Origin of the sequence: Bacillus sp. AFS012607 (assembly GCF_002558005.1) — a bacterium.
GTDB lineage: Bacteria > Bacillota > Bacilli > Bacillales > Bacillaceae_G > Bacillus_A > Bacillus_A thuringiensis_S.
On record NZ_NTVM01000022.1, the window covers coordinates 94,142 to 114,865 of the forward strand.

The following is a 20,724-nucleotide window of genomic DNA, read 5'->3' on the forward strand; positions in this document are numbered from 1 at the left end:
AACTTGTGTTCGTTTTTATATTATCATTGTTTTGCATTTCATTCAACTATTTACTTCACTGTTTTCAAAATTATTTTGACGGAATCTCCATCTCTTGTTTTCTAAGTTCAATACGGCGAATTTTTCCAGAAATCGTTTTTGGTAGTTCATCTACAAATTCAATTTTGCGAGGGTATTTATATGGTGCAGTGAGTTCTTTGACGTGTTGTTGGAGTGTTGGAATTAATGTTTCTTCGTTCTTTTCTATATTCTCTCTTAATACGATAAATGCCTTCACGACACTTCCGCGAATTTCATCAGGACTTGCGACAACCGCACATTCTCTTACGTAAGGATGTTTTACAAGCGCATCCTCTACTTCAAACGGCCCGATTGTATAACCAGAGCTAATAATGATATCATCACCACGCCCTTCAAACCAGAAGTAGCCATCTTCATCTTTCTTCGCTTTATCACCTGTAATATAATAATCACCGCGGAATTGCATCGCTGTACGCTCATCGTCTTTATAATATTGTTTAAAGAGTGCCGGCGTTTCAATGTGAACTGCAATATCACCAACTTCGCCTACTTTAACTGGAATACCTTCCTCATTTACGATATCGACGTGGTTACCTGGCGTTGGTTTCCCCATTGATCCTGGTCTAATATCCATCCCTTTCATTACACCAACAAGTAGTGTATTTTCCGTTTGCCCATAGCCGTCTCTTACTGTAATATCAAAGTGCTTTTGGAACGTTCCAATAACTTCTCTATTTAACGGCTCACCTGCGGATACAGCGCTATGTAACGCCTCTAAATTGTACTGGCTTAAATCTTCTACCTTTGCCATTAATCTATACTCAGTCGGTGTACAACAAAGCACATTCACCTTATTATCGTCTAATAAATTTAAATACGTTTTCGGTTCAAACTTGCCGTTGTACACAAATCCTGTTGCCCCTGAACCGAGAGTTGCTAAAAACGGGCTCCAAATCCACTTTTGCCACCCTGGACTAGCCGTTGCCCATACAACATCATTCTCTTCAATTCCGAGCCAATTCGGGGCGCTTGTACGTAAATGAGCGTATGCCCACGCGTGAGTATGAACGACACCTTTCGGGTTTCCTGTCGTCCCTGACGTGTAAGATAAAAAGACCATATCTTCTTTATCTGTTTTCGCCATTTCTAACATGTCACTTTCTGTTTCTAATGCTGTTTTTAAATTGATCCATCCGTCTACTGACTGCTCGCTCAGGACGAATTTTTGAAGAGATTCCATTGCTTCTATATCATCAAACTGTCCAATGTACGGCTCATAGCTTACTATCGCTTTTACTTCGCCATGTCCAATTCGATATTCGATATCTTTTTTACGCAACATTTCCGAACTTGGAATTACGACAAATCCTGCTTTAATCGCAGCGATATACGTCATGTACGCTTCAATTAAACGCGGCATCATAATAAGGAGCTTGTCCCCTTTTTGTAAGCCACTTTTTATAAAAGCGTTTCCAATTTTATTTGCACCTTGCATTAATTCAAAATATGTAACTTCTCGTCTATTCCCTTTATCATCTTGCCAAATTAAAGCAAGCTTCTCTTTATCGTCTGTATATTTCTCTATTTCTGAAACTAAATTATAAGATGGTGGTGCCAACAATTCCTCTCTCTTCATAAACATCCTCCTTTTTCTTTATGCCTCCCTTATATAATAAAGAATTTTCAGTAAATTTTGAACCCTCTTCTTTTGACAATTTTTTTATGCTTTTGTCGAAATGAATTTATACTAATATGAACAACAAAAAGAAAGAGCGAGAGAACCCGCTCTTTCTAAGCCATCATATGGGATTATTTTTGGTAACCGCCTAATTGTTGCTCAGCTAGTGAAACTAGACGTTTAGTGATTTCACCACCAACAGAACCGTTAGCGCGAGCTGTTGCATCAGCTCCAAGTTGAACACCAAACTCTTGAGCGATTTCGTATTTCATTTGGTCTAATGCTGATTCAGCACCAGGAACCGCTAATTTATTTGTGCTACGTGACATGTTGTATCACCTCCTTGTGAGTATAGAGTGTGATAAACAACATGACTTCATACACGTTTTAGATATGGTAATTTATGGTTTTAGAAAAGTTCTTCAAATTTTTCTTCTTCCGCCACTACTTCAACCGTTTGTAATACCATTGTTTCTTTGTTCGCTACAGCTTCTTCGATTAACGGTGTGAAATCGTATTTCGCTTCAAATCGATTTGCTTTTTCACGCTTCGGCTTCGTCGCCGGGCTAGCTGGTGTGAATACTGTACAGCAATCTTCGTATGGACGAATTGAAATATCATACGTGCCGATTTCTTCAGCAATTTTAATAATTTCTAATTTATCCATCGTAATAAGCGGACGAATAACTGGGTAGTTTGTTACTTCGTTAATCGTATGCATGCTATCTAATGTTTGGCTTGCTACTTGTCCAAGACTTTCACCAGTCGTAATTGCAAGTGCGTTACGCTCCTCAGCAATCTGCTCTGTAATACGCATCATCATACGGCGCATAACCGTCATTGAATAGCTAGATGGGATTTCTTTATTAATCGTTTTTTGCACTTCTGTAAACGGAACAAGGTGCAGCGTTACACGTTTACAGTATTTCGTTAACCCTTGTGCTAAATCGATTACTTTTTGTTTTGCACGCTCACTTGTGAAAGGTGGGCTATGGAAGTGAACTGCTTCCACAGATACGCCGCGTTTCATCGTTAAGTACGCTGCTACCGGGCTATCAATACCACCAGAAAGAAGTACCATTACTTTTCCACCAACGCCAACTGGTAAACCGCCAGCTCCCATGTGCTCACCACACATAATATAACTATAACCACTGCGAATTTCTATACGTACATTCACATCTGGATTATGAACATCTACTGTTATATCCTCTGTATTTTCTAAAATGTGCCCACCGATTTCTGGAAGTAACTCCATCGTCTTCATTGGGAAGCGCTTATCAGAACGATGCACTGTAATTTTAAATGTTTTCACATCATCTTTTACTTGTAAGAAAGCTGCTAATGCACCTTTTTTAATGTCTTCTAATTCTGATGGTACTTTCATCGCTAAGTTAAACTTATGAATACCAAATACGTCTTTCAACCTTTCAGAGATTGCCTCATGATCTTCACCGTTTAACTGGATGTACATACGGTCATGCGTTGCATCAATTTTAATGTTTGGGAACTTTTTCAGTTTGAACTTCACGTTATCTTTTAATGTGCTTACAAATTTAGAACGGTTCTTACCTTTTGTCGTCATTTCTCCGTAACGCACTAAAATATATTCATATGTCATCATATTTCTTTACCTCATCACTTCATATAATTTTGGCATTGTCTCTTTTACAATACCTTCAAATTGTTTTACTTCTTCCATCGTGTTATCTGGTGCCAAACTAATACGAATAGCGCTTGCAGCTGCTGCATGCGGCACTCCCATCGACACTAACACTCTGCTTACTTCATTTGCTTTTGAAGAACAAGCTGATTTCGTTGACACATATACACCGTGTTCTTCTAAAGCATGAACGACTACTTCTGGTTTTAAACCAACAAATGATACATTTAAAATGTGCGGTGCTGCATATGCAAGCGATGTATTAATCGTCACATCTTCCATCTCTTTAAAGAAGCTGACAAGCTCCGCTTGTAAACCTTGCAAATGAGCTATCTTTTCTTTCACTTGTTCCATTGTCATGCGAAGTGCTTTCACCATCGCTACAATGCCAGGTAAATTCTCTGTACCAGAGCGATACTTAAGCTCTTGTTGACCACCTGATAAAATCGGATCTAATCTTACGCCATCACGTATATAAAGAAGACCCGTTCCTTTTACACTGTGGAATTTATGTCCAGATATTGAGCAAAGATCAATATGAGAAGCATATAAATCAAGCGGTACTTTTCCTATCCCTTGTACATGATCTACATGGAATCTTATTTTCGGATGATTCGATAATAACGTTCCAATTTCAGCAACGGGCTGAATTGCTCCAGTTTCGTTGTTCACATGAATAATTGATACAAGAATCGTATCTTCACGAAGTGCTCGTTTTACATCCTCTACCGATACAACACCATGCTCGTTAACCGGTAAATATGTTACATCAAATCCGAGTTCTTCTAATTGCTTATATGCCTCAAACACAGACGCGTGTTCAATATTTGTTGTAATGATATGTTTGCCGCGCGAACGATTCCTCATCGCTATCCCTTTAATCGCAAGGTTGTTTCCTTCCGTTCCACCTGATGTGAAAATAATTTCAGAAGGTTTAACGTGAAGAAGCTGCGCTGCAATCGTTCTTGATTGTGTTAATAGACGCTCTGCCTCTCCTCCAAGCGAATGAATAGAAGAAGGATTACCAAAATATTTCCCAGCAACCGTCACGTACGATTGAAGGGCTTCTGGATATGGCTTCGTCGTCGCACTATTATCAAAATAGATCATGGTTCTTCCCCTTTCAGCGCTATCACATCATATAATCATATCATAAATACGTGTCATTACGCTAAGACTACGCAAAGGTTCCGTTTTATCCCGATTAGTGAATAATAATAATTAGTGAGATCCCCCCACTGATTACAGTTTCACTTTATTTTGAAACGAATAACCTTACTGTATTCCGCTATTCATTATAGCAACATCGCCTGCAAAATTACACAAAAAAACAAACCCTTTATGAAAGGGTTTGTTCATTGTCTACATATTCAGCTATTTTTTGAACAACACCAGGTTCAAGTTGCTCTAGTACAGAAGCTGCTTGTTCTAAAGCTGCATCGTATTGATATTCACGGAATAATTTCTCCGCATAATTTAAGCTTTCTGCAAGGCTTTCATCATGACTGCGGTAACGGTTACCGTATTGAATTAATTTTTCAACTAAATACGCTTGTCCAATTAACTCTTCTGTCATTTCAGCTACACCGTTCACAGTTGTGTATGCTTCTTCTAAACTGCTATTTACAGCGTTCATATTTAACGGCTTCACTTCTAATTGTTCATATACAGCTTGCATTGCCATTTGCCCTCTTTTTAAATCTTCCATAATACTCTCTGGAAGACCTGGCAAATTCGACTTTTGCATAAAGCGTTTCGTTTCGAAAATAGTATTTCGCATTTCTTGTAACTTCTCACGCGCTTCAAATTCTTCTTTACGCATCGTTTGCAGCATCTCTTTATATTCTGCATGAAGTATTTTTAACGTTTCACATTGCTCATAAACCTCTTCTAGTTCCTCACGAATAATAGAGAAGGCAATATCTTGTTCAGCAACGCGTAATTGTAGCATTTCAAAACGTTTCGTTAAAATGTGCATTTGCTTTTCAATTACTTTTTGAGATTCAATATCCTTATCTTGCAATTGATAGCTTTGTTTCACAAGTTGTGTTTCTGTTTTCGTTTCAATCGTTTCGATACGTATTTCTTCTAAGTCTTCATAAACAGAAAGTGTTTTTTGCTCCACATAATGTCTCGCATGCACCTCTTGCTCAAGTTGATCATAGAAACCATCTAAACGAGTTTTTAAGTCTTCCACTTTTTCAGCCGCTTCTGTTATATGAAGCTCCTGTATATCCATTAAACATGTGTTTAGTTGTGTCGTCATATCACGAACTTCTTTAGGGACTTCCAAATACTCTAATACATAACCTTGTCTTACCATATCATTATGACCCTGTAATAAATCTTCCAGTTGAACTGGTAGCGTCGCTTGACACTCTACTAATAAATCTGGAATTTGGTGAATAATGATTTCTAAACCAGCTAAACCTTCTTCTAAACTAATAACAATTTCTCTCGCTTTTAAGTAGTCACCATTATCTGTTGCTTCTTCAAAACTTTTAAATTTATTAGATTCAGCGTCTAGCATCTCTTCGATTTTCTGCTCTGCTGCCCCATACATATGTCTATGAGCAAGAACACTCTTTTTCATACTACGATATGTATCACGTAACCCTTCAATTTCCGAGCTATTTTTCTCATGGCTTTCTAACAATTGCTGTAATTCATTTAAAACACCTGTAATACGATTATCAGCGTCATCTAAACCACTTATGGATTCGTTCATCGCATGCTTTGCTTTTCGGAAGGAGAATTGCGAGGCGAATTTTCGCGCTTGCGCTAAATCTTTGTCAGCTTTCGGAAGGGTTGTTGATACAATTTCATCCCATTCTTCACGCCATTTACCAAACAGTTCTTCTGTTTGACCCGTCATGTTTAAATCTTTTACCCGTTTTAGTTCATCTGCCACAGGTTTATCTTTTATCTCTTGTTTCCACTGCTCCAGTGCTTCAATATCTTTATATGAACGATTTCTTATCACAAGCTCTATCATGAGCAGCACTAGAATAGAGCTTACTACAATGATAACGATCGTCAGGATAGAATCCATGCAAAAAAGCCTCCTAGTTATATCTCTTTTTTTGTCCGTTCCGTTTATGAAATGGAAGGCATTATGTATAAAAAGGGAATTCCCCTATATTTAACAACTAACAATGTACTAATCATACCATGTAATGGCTTGTTTTTGACCTAGTTTTTTTTAAAATTTCATGTTTCTTTCAATGCGATTGTAATCTTTCTCAATATTCCGCCTACCTCACTACCTATCCTCAAATGATTGTAATAACAAACAATCTTTCGTATGAGATACGAAATAAATTTTCCGCATGAGTGGTGGTTCAACAGAAATTCCATGTACATTTCCCTGCCTTACAGACTGCTCTACTGCCCTTTCTGGAAGTAAAGTAATGCCAAGGCCAGCTTTTACCATTGCAAGCATCGGTTCTGCGTAAGATGTTTCCACAGCTATAGTTGGTTTTACACCTATCTCATGAAACATGTTCATAATCATTTTCCTTACATCGCATATTTCTGGATATACAATTAATTTTTCATTTTGCAGCTCTTCTATTTGAATGACTTTCTTCTCTTTATACGGATGATTATTTGAAATGACACAAACAATTTTCTCTTGTTGCACTTCTTTTATATACGTAGCACCTTCTACTACTGAATCGATGAACATCGCGTCGATCTCCCGCGCTTTAAATAAATCTCTTAATACTTCCGTATGTCCGATTTGCCACTCTACTTCGAACTCATCACCTAATACATCTTTACACTCTAATATGTAATGCTCTGCTAAACTCGGTAGTATACCAATTGAAAACTTTCGGTTCTCTTGATACCCCCTCATTTCTGTTTTCACTTCATTTATTTGTTCCAAAATCGGTAGCATTCTTTTTATAAATAACTCTCCTGCCTCCGTTAACTCCACTCCTTGCGCAGAACGCTTAAGTAAAGTAACCTCTAAATCCGCTTCTAACTTTTGAATTTGCTTACTAAGCGCTGGTTGAGATATATGTAAAATTTTACTTGCCTTTGATAAACTTCGCGTATGCTTCACTTCGATAAACGATCGTACTGCCTCCAAATCCATCGTACACACCTCTAACAAAAAGTTATAACCGTTATAAGAAATCGATATTTCCTCCTATAAACAATTACTCTTTATACTTATTTCATCAACTTACTATAACGAAATGCAAAGGGGAAAGATACTCTTGAACAAAAAACAAATGCTACTCGGATCCTTTCTATGCTTACTCGCCGTCACTGCCTGGGGATTTATGTTTCCTGTAATGGCAAATGCTCTGCAATTTATCGATCCGTTCTTCTTCACAACGATTCGCTATGGATCAGCAGCTATTATTTTTCTTATTTTGCTATTAATTACTGAAGGGAAGACTTCACTCCGCTTAGAAAAAAGAACACTTTCTCTGTTCTTTTACGGGACAGTCGGTTTCGCAGGATATGGTTTTCTCGTTTTCTACGGACAACAACTTGCTGGACCTTCCGGAGCAATTCATGCAGCTATGATTCAGTCTCTTATGCCACTGATCGCCTTATCACTGCAATGGGTAACGAAAAATCGTCGCCCACAAAACTACACATTTCTTTGTATGTTCGTTGCATTACTTGGTGTGATGCTTGTCATTTCAAAAGGAAATATTCACTTATTATTTGGAGCTGCAAGCCACTTATCGACAAACATATTAATGCTATGCGGCGTTACTTGCTGGGTCATTTATACAAACGGAGGTGCTCGTTTTCAATCCTGGTCACCACTTAGGTACACGACATTAACTTGTTTATTTGGCTCCATTTCACTCATCGTTATTGTTACTTTCTTAACGTACACAAATATAGTTACTATGCCGTCACTGCGTAAAGTTGTGAGCGTTCGTTTTGAGCTCTTTTATATGTCGATTATCGCAGGAGTTATCGCTGTATTTTGCTGGAATATGGGAAATCGCTATATTTCATCTATTAACGGCATATTATTTATGAATTTAGTTCCTATTCTTGCACTGATCGGTTCTATCTTTCGAGGTTATACAGTCGATAAAATTGAAATCGCTGGAGCAACGTTAACAATTATCGCGCTATTATGTAACAATTTATGGCAAAGAAAAATAAACATAAAACTCCCCACCTCAGTTCGTTAGGTGGGGATTCTTCACATATGAACAGCTCTTGGCCATTCATGGTACATATTCGCTTTACATAATGCTTGTTCCATCCATTGCTCAATCTCTTTCGTGTACATTTCTATGAAAAATGTCTCAGACGGGAAAGAATGCAGTACTTCTGATATATATTGTGGATATAAAAACGGCATATTTATCATGCCTTTTAATTGCGTCATAAACATTGTAAATGATACTTTCTGAAATTCTTGTTTTATTTGTCCTTGCCTAATAATTTGCTCTATATAATATCTTTCTTTAGAAAAATAAACGGTCATCACTTCACGAATTAATGTCGTATCAAGCGAAAGCTCTCGGTAGAAGAAACGTGTTAGTTCTCTATTTTCAAATTGATATCGTAACATCCCACGCACCATTTGCACCATCACATCTTTAGCCGACAAATACTCTCTCTGTTCAAACGAAATTTCAATCACATGAATATACCCTTCTAAAAAATCAGTAATAAGCTGTTCTAATAAACCTTGCTTCCCAGCAAAATAATATGAAATATTCGCTACATTCACATCCGCTCGCTTTGCAATGTCTCGCACCGACGTTCCATCATAACCTTTCGTATTAAACAACGATATTGCCGCATCAATTACTTTTTGTTTCGTCTGCTTCATGCGCTCACTTCCTCTCAATGAACAGCTATAGTTTAAATTTCTTGACTTTTAAGACAAATTCCTTTAATTTTCTATCGACAAAGTCATGTGAAATACATCGTATTTTGCTAATATTTTACACATCTCGATAAAAAAGGAGCTGTTTCCATGTTTACTAAAGAAAGTTATGCAGGATCTCGCGTGCAGCAATATGAGACAGTAATTAAACAACTGGATGCGTTATTAACTGGCGAATCAAACGTAGTCGCAAACTTATCAAATGCGTCCGCATTATTAAACCAATTTTTAGATCGCGTTAATTGGGTTGGCTTTTATGTAACAGAAGGAAATCAGCTTGTCCTTGGACCGTTCCAAGGAATGCCTGCTTGCGTACGCATTCCATTTGGACGAGGCGTTTGCGGCGTAGCAGCTGAAACGAAAACAACTCAGCTTGTAGCGGACGTTCACCAATTCCCAGGTCACATCGCTTGCGATAGTGCTTCTAATTCGGAAATCGTTGTACCGATTGTGAAAGAAGGAGCTGTCATTGGTGTACTTGACATTGATAGTCCTGAAAAAAATCGTTTTGATGAAGTAGATCAGCACTATTTAGAAAAGTTTGTGGAGACACTCCTAAAACATATGTAAAAAGAAAAGAGCGAGTTATCGACTTAGTACGTCCTGTACAAAACCGATAGCTCACTCTTTTTTTATTGATTAACAGTAGATATTTTCTTTAATGCCTGCTCTAAATCAGAAACGATATCCTCCCACGATTCTAAACCGACCGATAAGCGTATTAAATTATCGAAAATGCCCATTTCTTTTCTTAGTTCAGCCGGAATCGCAGCGTGCGTCATCGTTGCTGGATGCTGAATTAATGTTTCTGTATCGCCTAAACTTACCGCAATTGTAATAAAGTGAAGATCATTAATAAACGCTTGCGTCTCTTCTTTTCCGCCTTTTACTGAAAAAGAAATAACACCGCCCCCGCGTTTCATTTGACGAGATGCTAACTCCCCTTCTGGATACCAAACATCTTCTACCACATCATGTTTTCTTAAGAACGATACAATTTTTTCTGCATTATCACAATGACGATCCATTCTTACTGCTAACGTCTTTAACCCGCGTAATAATAACCACGCATCAAACGGCGCCATAATACCGCCGATATCTTTTCGCATCGGGCGAATCTTTTCAGCTAACGCTTTCGTTTTACAAATCGTTACACCCGCTACAACGTCACCATGGCCACCAATATATTTTGTCGCACTATGCACAACAGCGTCACAGCCAAGCTCAAGCGGTCTTTGTAAATAAGGCGAACAAAACGTATTATCAACAATGACAAGTAAGCCATTTTGCTTCGCAACCTGAATCACTTGTTTTAAATCGATTAATTTCATTGTTGGATTAATCGGTGTTTCAACGAAAATAAGCTTTGTATTCGAACGAATTTTATTTTCAATATTAGCCTCTGTCTCCATGTCACAAAACGAATGCGTAATCATAAATTTTTCTTCTAACACTTCTAAAAAACCGTACGTACACCCATATAATCCGTTTGAACAAATAATATGATCTCCAGCCTTTAAAAAACCAATTAAAGTTGCTGAAATAGCTGCCATACCAGATCCGAAGGCAAGTGCCTCTTCTCCTCCTTCTAACACCGCCATACGTTCTTCAAATAATTTCACAGTTGGATTTCCAAGCCGTGAGTAAATATAAGATGGATCCACTCCCGCAAAACTCGCCTCTCCTTGCTGCGCAGTCTCAAATGTAAATGTAGAAGTTTGAAATAAAGGTGGTGTTAAACTTCCTTTATGTTCCTCAGGTGTATAACCGTGATGAATTAACGCTGTCTCCATATGCTTCTTTTTCATAAAAACATCCCCTTTATGTTTTTATCCCGCATATTCACCAATAAAAACTGATGAACGTTTTTACTACATTTTATGTAAGCGTTTTATTTGTGTTTCTATCTCTTCTGTTATATTGTTTTAAATTCCTTCTTATATTAATTTCCAAAATTTATATGCATAAAACAAAAACGTACTCGCTTGACGAAACTCTGGGTAAAAGATATAATAGCGTTTGTGTAAAATAAAAAGGCAGCCTTGTAATGTGAGTTTATCGTTTGTATTTTGTTCCTCTACGGAGGTGTATCTCGTAACTCCCTGCTGCTGGAGCGAAGGTACATGAAAACAAAATGCCCGTAAATATCGATTACGTCTGTTTTTATTTTACGTAAATAAAAACATTTTTAAAGGAGGAGTCAACTATGGCTCGTTATACAGGTCCAGCTTGGAAACTGTCTCGTCGTCTTGGAATCTCTCTAAGCGGCACAGGAAAAGAATTAGAAAAACGCCCTTACGCACCAGGTCCTCACGGTCCTAACCAACGTAAGAAACTTTCAGAATACGGTTTACAATTACAAGAGAAACAAAAACTTCGTCACATGTACGGCATGACTGAGCGTCAATTCCGTCGCACATTTGACCAAGCAGGTAAAATGCCTGGTAAGCACGGCGAAAACTTCATGATCCTTCTTGAAGCTCGTCTTGACAACTTAGTTTACCGTATGGGCTTAGCTCGCACTCGTCGTGCAGCTCGCCAATTAGTAAACCACGGTCACATCATGGTTGATGGCGCTCGCGTAGATATCCCATCTTACCGTGTAAAACCTAACCAAACTATCAGCGTTCGCGAAAAATCTAACAGCCTTGTTGTTGTTAAAGAAGCGATCGAAGTTAACAACTTCGTACCAGAATACTTAACTTTCGATGCTGACAAATTAGAAGCTACTTACACTCGTCACGCTGAGCGTGCTGAGTTACCAGCTGAAATCAACGAAGCATTAATCGTAGAGTTCTACTCTCGTTAATCTCGGTACTCTGCAAAGAGTAGTATTAAAAGCCTTAGGAACCTTGTTTATCAAGGAGCCTGGGCTTTTTTTATTGAATATAACCCGATTATATGCATAGAAACAGACCAATGTAACAAAATAAAAAAGAACTGCAAGTCTATAGTTAATAAAACTTAACCCCCTCTCTAGAATTCCATCCATTTTTTATCCACATTAATAAAAACCTCCCCCTTCTTCTAACACTTAAAAACACTACATTCTATCCCATAACTCATTTTTCTTTGCTGTACTCTCCTTTTCTTAACATTATTTTTACAACGTATTTATTTGCACATAATCTATATCTTCCCTTTTCTATTTACATTCAACCTTAAAAACCTCTTCATCACTCGAGCATCCGAATGAGATTAAAAAACTTAATAAACGAGTACCTCTTTAATCGTTAAATCATTAGAATATTCCGTTTACAACCCCTCCCTTAAATTGGTATTATTTTCTTGTAAGGGGAGGGAAAGTTCGTGTCTTTAAATATGCATCTCGGTGAAGTACAAGCTTAAACAGAAAGTATGAACTCTTTATGTATCGCTACTATTCAAGGTATGGAACAAATTATTCATTCTATTGACGCTTTTGCATTGGATACTGTTCTACAAGGACAAACATATAGCGGTGCAAAAGCATATTTCTTACAAACCTTTCGTCCGTTAGCACAAAGAAGCATTTACTTATGCGAAGAATTAATCCTTCAAAATGATGCTTTTCCAAGAGGCTTTCAATCACAGGTAGCTTCTACAGATGTTATCGAACAGGAGATATTAGAACAAATTCGAGAAATCGATCGAATGATAGCAAGTACGGAAACAATCGATCAAGCTATGCCAATCTCAGGTCTGGACGCTATGGCAAATCTTTTTGCAGTCATGAGAGGTAAAACTGAAAGAAAAGTTAGAACACCTATATGAATTTAATCAAACATCTAGTGATAACTATAGTACAGCACTTTAACTAGCTGCGAGTATCGCACAAGGTCTTGCGGAAATACAAAGTGTAAGTGAAGCAGAATAATAAATACTAAAGGGGTATGAAAAAATGAAACGTAAACTATTAACTTTAGCGATTCCAATGTTGTTAATAACAGGGGTAGGTTGTGAGTCAAACGATAAAAAGAAAGACGAAGTAATGGAAGCTTCTGTTAAAGAAAACAAGAAAGAAGACTATAGTAAGAATGCAACATACTTACTTAAAGATTACACTGAACAAACGGAAGAAATAAAAGACCTTATAGATAGCAGAAAATCTAATAAGAAGAAGGCTGAAAAGTTAAAAGAGTTATCGAAACCTTATTTCGAATTAATTGATAAGATTGATAAATTAGATTATAAGTTAGCTGAAGACAATAAAGCACCGATAAACATAAGTAAAGCAATGTTATTCTCGAAATCAGGGGTAGAAAACATACAGGCAGGTTTAGAAAAGGATGATAAAGATACAATTGAATTCGCTAAACAGGATTTAGACGAAGCTTCTGAGTTAGTAGACAAAGCAACAAAAGAACTAAGTAAAAAGAAATAACACAAAGGGGTATATGTCAATGAAACGTAAACTATTAGCCTTAGCTATTCCTGTTATGTTGTTAGCAGGTTGTACAACATAGACATATGGACTTACACAGTCAGAGTTACGAAAAGTGGACAAAGAATATTAATCAAATAAACTAACAATATATTAGAAGGTCTTTTCATGAGTTGTGGCTTTTATTATGTAATACTTATAGAGTTTCGTAGACATTTCACCACCCTTTCATTTTTTTAAAAATAGTGCAACTATTGATGTGCCCCTACGCTACCTATCCTCCCCAGAGGACAAATTTTATTTTTTGACAGGGGGACTTAAAAGATTAAATCAAAAAAACAGCCTTCTCAAGTCAATACTTGAAACGGCTGTTTTTAATAAAGGAAAATATTAATATCATGATAAACCTTTCTTTGATTTTATACACTAAATTATCTAAACGTTCCCTTTAGGAGTCACTACTTGTTTTATGACTAAATAGATTATCATAACCTATCGGGGTAAACTGTTCATCTATCCCTAACTTTTGGATAGTAATTATAGAATCCATGCAATCTGAAAGTAACAATCTTTGAGATGCCTCACTATGTTCCATACAAATCCTCCTGTTTATAACGATTTATTTTTATCAATTTATCAGTTCACATTAATTATATTTTTTTCTTCTACAAACCCTCTATTAAATAGCTCACTTACTAAATTTGAATCCTATGCATACAAAAAAGCTACCGAAGACACCAAAACAGTTACTTCGAGTAGCTTTTATTTATATATATTAAAGTTATTTATTTTCCTTTTTTTGAACATATACATAAGCATCTTTCTGCTCTTTATGTATATCAACCTTCGAATTCTCTGCAAGTTGACCCGCGTTTAGCAAAGAAAAAATAATCAACGCTTCTAGTGACATTTCGTTTTACCACTCCTTTCTAATTGTTATACGTTTATCATACCGCTTACATGTGATTTCCGTATGAACTCGAAAAGGAGATTAAAACAAAAAAAGCTTTGAGGAATTTCCCCAAAGCTTTTTATTTATTAGTAACGAATTAAGAAATATTTCTTTTTACCGCGGCGAATGATTGTAAATTTACCTTCGATGCGGTCGTTTTCTGTTACAACGTAGTCTAACGCTTGTGTACGCTCACCGTTTACGTAGATTGCGCCGTTCGTTACATCTTCACGTGCTTGACGTTTTGATGGAGAGATTTTGCTTTCTACAAGTAAGTCGATTAATACTGTATCTTCTGCAGTACGTTCTACAGATGGTACGTCTTTGAATCCTTGTTCAATTTCGCTTGCAGTTAGTTCTGCTACAGAACCGCTGAATAGTGCAGCTGAAATTTTAATCGCTTGCTCTAATGCTTCTTCGCCGTGAACAAGTTTTGTCATTTCAGAACCTAATGCTTTTTGTGCTGCACGTTTTTCTGGTGCTTCAGCTACTTGCTTTTCAAGCTCAAGAATTTCTTCATGAGATAAGAATGTGAAGTATTTTAAGTATTTAACAACGTCGCGGTCATCTGTGTTAATCCAGAATTGGTAGAACTCGTAAGGAGTTGTTTTCTCTGGGTCTAACCAAATTGCGCCGCCTTCTGTTTTACCAAACTTCGTACCGTCAGATTTTGTAACAAGTGGAATTGTTAAACCGAATGCTTTCGCATCTTCCTCTGATTTACGAATTAATTCAAGACCAGCTGTAATGTTACCCCATTGGTCACTACCACCGATTTGCAGACGGCAATTATGTTGTTGGTATAAGTTTAAGAAGTCGTATGATTGTAAAATCATGTAACTGAACTCAGTGAATGAAATACCAGTTTCTAAACGAGATGCTACTGTATCTTTTGCTAACATATAGTTTAAACCGAAGTTTTTACCGATATCGCGTAAGAATGAAATTACATCTAAGCTACCAAGCCAGTCATAGTTGTTAGCCATCGTTGCTGGGTTGTCCACGTTTTCAAACTCTAAGAAGTTTGAAAGTTGGTTTTTAATGCTTTCTGTGTAGTAAGCAACTGTATCTTTCGTATTTAATGTACGTTCTGCTTTTTTACCACTCGGGTCACCGATCATACCAGTACCACCGCCAACAAGTGCGATTGGTTGGTGGCCAGCTAATTGGAAACGACGTAACATTAATACTGGTAACATATGACCAATATGTAAACTATCCGCTGTCGGGTCGAAACCACAGTATAATTTAACGCTTTCTTTTTCTAATAATTGCTCAAGGCCCTCAGCATCTGTTTGCTGATTAATTAGACCGCGAAATTCAAGATCTTGTAAAATACCCATATCCTACATACTCTCCTTTAAGTTCATTACTGGCGTGAAGGTTGAAAACATAAAAAAATCGCCCCTTCAAATAAGGGACGATTTTGATTATCGCGTTACCACCCTAGTTGCAGGCAAAAAAGCCTACCACCTTATTTACATAACGGCTTAGCACCGTCTTTTCCCTTTTGAATACAATTCAATCGAAAAAAGATGCTCTAGGGGCGTAATTCGCGATCATCTATGTGCTGATTTTCACCGGCCATCAGCTCTCTAAAACAGGGAAATGATCACTACTTCTCCCTTTCCACGCTCAATTATTCATATACTTTTCTTTATACCATCATTTATATAGGCGTGTCAAATAGAGGTCAGGTTTCCCTCCTTGCCAATCCTTTACAACGCCATAAAGAGTATCGTAATAAGAGAAAGAATTGGAACCCCAACTAATAACGATACATGAAACACAACCGATAAATCATTCCCAATGGTCGCCTCCACAGGATCTTTCGCTGGAGAACCAAGAAACCCGATTAATCGATCGAATTGACTTACCGTTTTTGGAAAGTCTGGTATTTCTACATGATCACTATCTAAATGTTGCTTTAATTTATATTCACTTTTAAAGAGATTTTCGCTCAATTTCATCCACCTCCAGCAATTGTTTCAATTTCTTTATCCCGTTATAGAGTCTCGATTTCACTGTTCCAATCGGAATGTTTAATATCTCTGCAATTTCTTTTTGCTGCATGTCATGATAATAAGAAAGGATTAGGACCGCTCTTTGCTCTTCTGGAACTTTCAAAATTGCTTCTCTTACTGTAAGCCGATCTTCGTGAGAAAATTCTTTTTCCGGAATCGGCACTAAAAATGGCAAAAGCGTACGCCACTTTTTTCTCCTATTTAACTTATTAATCATAAGACGATAACCAATTTGAAATAAATACGTTTTTATTTTACCTTTTTCAAGTTCATACATATGTTTCTTACGCTCTAGCGTCAAAAACGTATCTTGCACAAGATCGATACTTAATTGTTCATCTCGGTTAAATCGATATAAAAATGTGTATAGCGCTGGTTTGATTAAAACATATAGTCTTTCTCCCGCTTGTTTATCTCCACTTTGATACGCAAGCATGAGCTCCTCCTCAATCCCAATCTGCGCCATGATTTTTGATCTCCTTTATTCCTTTTAACGTTAATGAAATACGGGAAATTAAATATGCAATCGCAATAAAAATCCACAATTGTGATTGATTTGTAAAAAATTGCACATATGGGTTTTGAATCGTAAATCCCATTGCAACTAAAGTATTTAACGCTTGCACACATATGCATGCATACAATGCCAGACAAACAGAAATCGTATCAAATACATTCCAGCGAAAATAAACTTTTGTTTTTGTAAAATCGATTTTATTCCCTTTTTTTCGTACTATATGTTTTCTATCAAATGGAATAATGATTGAAAACATAACACCCATTATAACTCCAGCTGTAAGCATTGATACTCTATATCCAATTGGTATCGGTAAGAAAAGACCACAAGAAAATACAACTATAATCCCAATTAAAGCAAAAGTAAGAAGTAATTTATTAGACATATAAAAGCCTCCCTCATCTATTCTTTCATAAATGTATACAGACGAGGAAGGCACTTCGTTCAAATATTATTTTAGTTTTTTTATAATCTTTGCAGGATTCCCGCCAACTACTACATTATTAGGCACATCTTTCGTTACGACAGCACCAGATGCGATCACCGCATTGTCTCCAATTGTTACACCTGGATTAATAATTGCTCTTCCGCCAATCCATACGTTATCGCCAATTGTAACTGGTTTTCCGTATTCTGATCCGCTTATACGCTCAATTGGATTGAGTGGGTGCGTTGCTGTATAAATGTGAACACCTGGAGCTAACATACAATTCACTCCGATCGTCACCGGGCATACGTCTAAAATTGTACAGTCAAAGTTCGCGTAAAACTTTTCGCCAACGTGAATGTTATAGCCGTAATCACATCTAAAAGAAGATTCAAGATGAATATTATCTCCTGTCGTTCCGAATAATTCTTTTATGATTTCGCTACGCTCTTTCAATTGCTCTTCTGGCGTATCATTTAATTTTCTCGTTAATATACGTGCTTGCTCTCTTTCTTGTACTAAAACTGGATCAGCCGGTATATACATTTCTCCTAGTATCATCTTTTCTTTTTCTGTTTTCATCATACTACCCCCGTTAACTTATATATATAAGTTAATAATAACATAAAAAAAGGCCTGAACATTTTTTCGTTCAGACCTTCCTCTCTTAATCTTCCATCGTTGATAAGTCACCTGTTGGTAAATTCAGCTCCCACGCTTTTAATACGCGGCGCATAATTTTACCACTTCTCGTTTTCGGTAATTTATCTCTAAATTCAATTTGTCGTGGCGCTGCATGAGCTGCTAGGCCTTTCTTTACAAATTGACGAATTTCTTCTTTTAATTCATCAGATGGTTCGTATCCTGCTCGAAGTGCGATAAATGCTTTAATAATTTCGCCACGCACTGGATCAGGAATACCAATTACACCTGCTTCTGCAACAGCAGCATGCTCGATTAATTTACTTTCTACTTCAAACGGACCAACGCGCTCACCTGACGTCATAATTACATCGTCAATACGTCCTTGGAACCAGAAGTATCCATCTTCATCCATATAGGCAGAGTCACCTGATACGTACCAATCTCCCGGCATGAAATAAGATTCATACTTTTGCTGGTTATTCCAGATCCCGCGCATCATAGATGGCCAACCTTTCGCAATTGCTAAGTTACCCATTGTGTATGGAGGAACTTCATTTCCTTCATTATCAACAATCGCTGCTTTTACACCTGGAATGGGTTTACCCATTGAACCTGGACGGATTTCCATACAAGGGTAGTTACAAATAACTTGTCCACCTGTTTCTGTCATCCACCACGTATCATGAATACGAAGTCCAAATGCATTCATACCCCAGCGAATTACTTCTGGATTTAACGGCTCACCAACGCTTAATACGTGACGAACTTGTGATAAGTCATATTTTTTAATTGCGTCTTGTCCAGCTCCCATTAACATACGGAACGCTGTCGGTGCACTATACCAAACTGTTACACCGTAATCTTGCAGTGCTTCATACCAAGCTTCCGGACTAAATCGCCCACCTAAAATAACATTTGACGCTCCAACTAACCACGGTGCGAAAATACCGTAAGCAGTTCCCGTTACCCAGCCTGGATCAGCTGTGCACCAATATACATCGTCTTCTTTTAAATCTAATACCCATTTCGCCGTTTGATAGTGCTGAACCATTGCATTTTGCGCATGAAGCACACCTTTTGGCTTACCAGTAGAACCAGACGTATAGTGAAGAATTAAACCATCTTCACGGCCTAACCATTCAATATGTAATTCTTTTGAAGCTTGTTCAAATAAAGGATTGAACGCTACCGTTTTACCGCCTTCTTCTACATTATCTCCAACAAGAAAAACTGTTTTTAAAGCAGGTAAATCATTTAATGGTACACGCTCTAATAACTCAGGCGTTGTAATTAACACCTTCGCTTCACTATCTTCTAAACGATCGCGAACCGCACCTTCCATAAATGCTTCAAATAACGGTCCAACAATTGCTCCTAATTTCACTGCACCTAAAAGTGCGAAATATAATTCTGGAGAACGTGGCATAAAAATAAAAACGCGATCGCCTTTTTCTACATCGCCATAATTTTTCAGGACATTTCCTGCTTTATTAGAAAAATCCTTCATTTCCTTAAATGTATATTTCTCTTTTCGCGATCCATCTTGATAATAAAGAGCTACTTTATTCTTTCGATCGGATTTCGCATGCTTATCAATTGCCTCATACGCCATATTTACTCGACCTGTTTCATTCCAAGTAAAGTTTTTATTAACCTCTTCCCAGTTAAAATTCGCGTATGCCTCATCATAATTCGGCAAATTATTTTCTCCTTTAATGACAGGAAGCGTTTCTACTTTCATACTTTACATCCCCCTCCTATGTATTCTATTATCTATTATAATGATATTATTTAAAATTTTCAGTATATTTGTTGGTTTTTAGACAAATTTTTAATGACAAAATTCGATTCACATCGCATATATTATAAAGTACGATATTAATAGATTCACAAACCCTCAAGGTGGTGAGCAATACATTGATTCATAAAAAAATATACAATGCTAGAAACTTAAAAACAGCGAAAGGCACTTTAATTATTGAAGGTCCTGTCTCTACACATAATCTTGAAATGTATGAATTTCATCCAGATTTAGTTGCATTTCGTCCTGCTGAACAGCAATATAAAGCAATTGTCGAAATTTCTAAATTACCAGAAGCTCGACTCATTATTGCTAGACATGACCAGATGATTGTTGGATATGTTACATATTTATATCCTGATCCACTTGAACGATGGTCAGAAGGAAAAATAGAAAACTTAATTGAGCTTGGGGCAATTGAAGTAGTTCCAGCCTTCCGCGGGAGTTCTGTCGGAAAGAACTTACTAGAGGTTTCTATGATGGACGATTATATGGAAGATTACATTATATTGACGACTGAATATTATTGGCACTGGGATTTGAAACAAACAGGATTAAATGTTTGGGAATACCGAAAAGTAATGGAAAAGATGATGAATGCCGGCGGGTTACAATGGATGGCTACAGACGATCCTGAAATTTGTTCACATCCCGCCAACTGTTTAATGGTCCGCATCGGTAAACGCGTTGATACGGATTCTATTCAAGCTTTTGATCGTCTACGTTTTCACAATCGTTTTATGTATTAATAAAGG

General features: G+C 37.1%; 21 protein-coding genes, 1 pseudogene and 1 other annotated feature. Of the genes and pseudogenes, 6 read left to right on the forward strand and 16 right to left on the reverse strand.

The features are described from left to right. Window positions 1-70: 70 nt before the first annotated feature. The 6 genes from mbcS to CN409_RS23810 all read right to left on the reverse strand — a co-directional run bounded on the left by mbcS (window position 71) and on the right by CN409_RS23810 (window position 7,464). Window positions 71-1,657, reverse strand: a complete 1,587-nt coding sequence (gene mbcS, locus CN409_RS23785) for an acyl-CoA synthetase MbcS (RefSeq protein WP_000817728.1) — start codon at window positions 1,655-1,657, stop codon at window positions 71-73. A gap of 173 nt (window positions 1,658-1,830) precedes the next feature. Beyond that, window positions 1,831-2,028 (reverse strand): alpha/beta-type small acid-soluble spore protein, encoded by a 198-nt coding sequence (locus CN409_RS23790; protein ID WP_000091640.1) that lies wholly within the window; start codon window positions 2,026-2,028, stop codon window positions 1,831-1,833. Window positions 2,029-2,108: 80 nt separating this feature from the next. Beyond that, the gene (gene thiI / locus CN409_RS23795) at window positions 2,109-3,323 is read right to left on the reverse strand and encodes a tRNA uracil 4-sulfurtransferase ThiI (protein ID WP_000989272.1); all 1,215 of its coding nucleotides are present in this window, start codon (window positions 3,321-3,323) and stop codon (window positions 2,109-2,111) included. Between the two features lie 6 nt (window positions 3,324-3,329). Further along, window positions 3,330-4,472, reverse strand: a complete 1,143-nt coding sequence (locus tag CN409_RS23800) for a cysteine desulfurase family protein (protein ID WP_097981801.1) — start codon at window positions 4,470-4,472, stop codon at window positions 3,330-3,332. Between the two features lie 229 nt (window positions 4,473-4,701). After that, a complete protein-coding gene (gene ezrA, locus CN409_RS23805) occupies window positions 4,702-6,414 on the reverse strand; it encodes a septation ring formation regulator EzrA (RefSeq protein WP_000377314.1) in 1,713 nt (570 codons plus the stop codon). A gap of 210 nt (window positions 6,415-6,624) precedes the next feature. Then, window positions 6,625-7,464, reverse strand: coding sequence for a LysR family transcriptional regulator (locus CN409_RS23810; RefSeq protein WP_000362525.1), 840 nt, complete (start codon window positions 7,462-7,464; stop codon window positions 6,625-6,627). 124 nt (window positions 7,465-7,588) lie between these two features. On the opposite strand from CN409_RS23810, the gene CN409_RS23815 reads away from it, so the two are divergent. Continuing rightward, a complete protein-coding gene (locus CN409_RS23815) occupies window positions 7,589-8,533 on the forward strand; it encodes a DMT family transporter (protein ID WP_001036055.1) in 945 nt (314 codons plus the stop codon). Window positions 8,534-8,544: 11 nt separating this feature from the next. Here CN409_RS23815 and refZ read toward each other — a convergent pair whose 3' ends face one another. Further along, window positions 8,545-9,183 (reverse strand): forespore capture DNA-binding protein RefZ, encoded by a 639-nt coding sequence (gene refZ / locus CN409_RS23820; RefSeq protein ID WP_000814913.1) that lies wholly within the window; start codon window positions 9,181-9,183, stop codon window positions 8,545-8,547. A 147-nt stretch (window positions 9,184-9,330) separates the two neighbouring features. Here refZ and CN409_RS23825 point away from each other — a divergent pair, with 147 nt between their 5' ends. Continuing rightward, window positions 9,331-9,810 (forward strand): GAF domain-containing protein, encoded by a 480-nt coding sequence (locus CN409_RS23825; protein ID WP_000494339.1) that lies wholly within the window; start codon window positions 9,331-9,333, stop codon window positions 9,808-9,810. 62 nt (window positions 9,811-9,872) lie between these two features. Here CN409_RS23825 and megL read toward each other — a convergent pair whose 3' ends face one another. Next, a complete protein-coding gene (gene megL / locus CN409_RS23830) occupies window positions 9,873-11,048 on the reverse strand; it encodes a methionine gamma-lyase (RefSeq protein ID WP_000726567.1) in 1,176 nt (391 codons plus the stop codon). Between the two features lie 398 nt (window positions 11,049-11,446). Here megL and rpsD point away from each other — a divergent pair, with 398 nt between their 5' ends. The 3 genes and pseudogenes from rpsD to CN409_RS23850 all read left to right on the forward strand — a co-directional run bounded on the left by rpsD (window position 11,447) and on the right by CN409_RS23850 (window position 13,603). Next, a complete protein-coding gene (gene rpsD, locus CN409_RS23840; RefSeq protein WP_000135320.1) occupies window positions 11,447-12,049 on the forward strand; it encodes a 30S ribosomal protein S4 in 603 nt (200 codons plus the stop codon). A 548-nt stretch (window positions 12,050-12,597) separates the two neighbouring features. Next, window positions 12,598-13,033, forward strand: a pseudogene (locus tag CN409_RS23845) (LXG domain-containing protein); the annotation flags it as partial. Window positions 13,034-13,120: 87 nt separating this feature from the next. Beyond that, window positions 13,121-13,603, forward strand: coding sequence for a hypothetical protein (locus CN409_RS23850; protein ID WP_017763655.1), 483 nt, complete (start codon window positions 13,121-13,123; stop codon window positions 13,601-13,603). A gap of 448 nt (window positions 13,604-14,051) precedes the next feature. Here the strand turns inward: CN409_RS23850 and CN409_RS31990 are convergent, their stop codons facing one another. The 8 genes from CN409_RS31990 to acsA form a co-directional block, all read right to left on the reverse strand. Then, complete coding sequence (locus CN409_RS31990; RefSeq protein WP_017763656.1) at window positions 14,052-14,198, reverse strand: hypothetical protein; 147 nt, start codon at window positions 14,196-14,198, stop codon at window positions 14,052-14,054. A 186-nt stretch (window positions 14,199-14,384) separates the two neighbouring features. Next, window positions 14,385-14,513 carry a hypothetical protein gene (locus CN409_RS23855; RefSeq protein WP_000050941.1) on the reverse strand — a complete coding sequence of 43 codons (129 nt, stop codon included), beginning with the start codon at window positions 14,511-14,513 and terminating at the stop codon, window positions 14,385-14,387. A 128-nt stretch (window positions 14,514-14,641) separates the two neighbouring features. Continuing rightward, window positions 14,642-15,898, reverse strand: a complete 1,257-nt coding sequence (gene tyrS / locus CN409_RS23860) for a tyrosine--tRNA ligase (protein WP_000512092.1) — start codon at window positions 15,896-15,898, stop codon at window positions 14,642-14,644. A gap of 70 nt (window positions 15,899-15,968) precedes the next feature. Further along, window positions 15,969-16,196 (reverse strand) — a binding site (T-box leader). A 77-nt stretch (window positions 16,197-16,273) separates the two neighbouring features. Beyond that, window positions 16,274-16,519, reverse strand: coding sequence for a hypothetical protein (locus CN409_RS23865; RefSeq protein ID WP_001293698.1), 246 nt, complete (start codon window positions 16,517-16,519; stop codon window positions 16,274-16,276). Then, window positions 16,500-17,045, reverse strand: a complete 546-nt coding sequence (locus CN409_RS23870) for an RNA polymerase sigma factor (protein WP_000057202.1) — start codon at window positions 17,043-17,045, stop codon at window positions 16,500-16,502. The genes CN409_RS23865 and CN409_RS23870 overlap by 20 nt, the downstream gene beginning before the upstream one ends. Beyond that, window positions 17,026-17,481, reverse strand: a complete 456-nt coding sequence (locus CN409_RS23875) for a hypothetical protein (RefSeq protein WP_000066443.1) — start codon at window positions 17,479-17,481, stop codon at window positions 17,026-17,028. The genes CN409_RS23870 and CN409_RS23875 overlap by 20 nt, the downstream gene beginning before the upstream one ends. 66 nt (window positions 17,482-17,547) lie before the next feature. Continuing rightward, entirely contained in the window at window positions 17,548-18,108 is a 561-nt protein-coding gene (locus CN409_RS23880) for a maltose acetyltransferase domain-containing protein (RefSeq protein WP_079246030.1), read from the reverse strand. 82 nt (window positions 18,109-18,190) lie between these two features. Then, entirely contained in the window at window positions 18,191-19,909 is a 1,719-nt protein-coding gene (gene acsA / locus CN409_RS23885) for an acetate--CoA ligase (RefSeq protein ID WP_000862049.1), read from the reverse strand. A gap of 176 nt (window positions 19,910-20,085) precedes the next feature. Here acsA and acuA point away from each other — a divergent pair, with 176 nt between their 5' ends. Continuing rightward, complete coding sequence (gene acuA, locus CN409_RS23890) at window positions 20,086-20,718, forward strand: acetoin utilization protein acetyltransferase AcuA (protein WP_000581392.1); 633 nt, start codon at window positions 20,086-20,088, stop codon at window positions 20,716-20,718. The last annotated feature ends 6 nt before the right edge of the window (window positions 20,719-20,724 follow it).

What these genes read in the sequence shown, in the direction of transcription:
- mbcS (WP_000817728.1), bottom strand. Translation starts at nt 1,657, where the DNA reads ATGAAGAGAGAGGAATTGTTGGCACCACCATCTTATAATTTAGTTTCA.
- CN409_RS23790 (WP_000091640.1), bottom strand. Translation starts at nt 2,028, where the DNA reads ATGTCACGTAGCACAAATAAATTAGCGGTTCCTGGTGCTGAATCAGCA.
- thiI (WP_000989272.1), bottom strand. Translation starts at nt 3,323, where the DNA reads ATGATGACATATGAATATATTTTAGTGCGTTACGGAGAAATGACGACA.
- CN409_RS23800 (WP_097981801.1), bottom strand. Translation starts at nt 4,472, where the DNA reads ATGATCTATTTTGATAATAGTGCGACGACGAAGCCATATCCAGAAGCC.
- ezrA (WP_000377314.1), bottom strand. Translation starts at nt 6,414, where the DNA reads ATGGATTCTATCCTGACGATCGTTATCATTGTAGTAAGCTCTATTCTA.
- CN409_RS23810 (WP_000362525.1), bottom strand. Translation starts at nt 7,464, where the DNA reads ATGGATTTGGAGGCAGTACGATCGTTTATCGAAGTGAAGCATACGCGA.
- refZ (WP_000814913.1), bottom strand. Translation starts at nt 9,183, where the DNA reads ATGAAGCAGACGAAACAAAAAGTAATTGATGCGGCAATATCGTTGTTT.
- CN409_RS23825 (WP_000494339.1), top strand. Translation starts at nt 9,331, where the DNA reads ATGTTTACTAAAGAAAGTTATGCAGGATCTCGCGTGCAGCAATATGAG.
- megL (WP_000726567.1), bottom strand. Translation starts at nt 11,048, where the DNA reads ATGAAAAAGAAGCATATGGAGACAGCGTTAATTCATCACGGTTATACA.
- rpsD (WP_000135320.1), top strand. Translation starts at nt 11,447, where the DNA reads ATGGCTCGTTATACAGGTCCAGCTTGGAAACTGTCTCGTCGTCTTGGA.
- CN409_RS23850 (WP_017763655.1), top strand. Translation starts at nt 13,121, where the DNA reads ATGAAACGTAAACTATTAACTTTAGCGATTCCAATGTTGTTAATAACA.
- CN409_RS31990 (WP_017763656.1), bottom strand. Translation starts at nt 14,198, where the DNA reads ATGGAACATAGTGAGGCATCTCAAAGATTGTTACTTTCAGATTGCATG.
- CN409_RS23855 (WP_000050941.1), bottom strand. Translation starts at nt 14,513, where the DNA reads ATGTCACTAGAAGCGTTGATTATTTTTTCTTTGCTAAACGCGGGTCAA.
- tyrS (WP_000512092.1), bottom strand. Translation starts at nt 15,898, where the DNA reads ATGGGTATTTTACAAGATCTTGAATTTCGCGGTCTAATTAATCAGCAA.
- CN409_RS23870 (WP_000057202.1), bottom strand. Translation starts at nt 17,045, where the DNA reads ATGGCGCAGATTGGGATTGAGGAGGAGCTCATGCTTGCGTATCAAAGT.
- CN409_RS23875 (WP_000066443.1), bottom strand. Translation starts at nt 17,481, where the DNA reads ATGTCTAATAAATTACTTCTTACTTTTGCTTTAATTGGGATTATAGTT.
- CN409_RS23880 (WP_079246030.1), bottom strand. Translation starts at nt 18,108, where the DNA reads ATGATGAAAACAGAAAAAGAAAAGATGATACTAGGAGAAATGTATATA.
- acsA (WP_000862049.1), bottom strand. Translation starts at nt 19,909, where the DNA reads ATGAAAGTAGAAACGCTTCCTGTCATTAAAGGAGAAAATAATTTGCCG.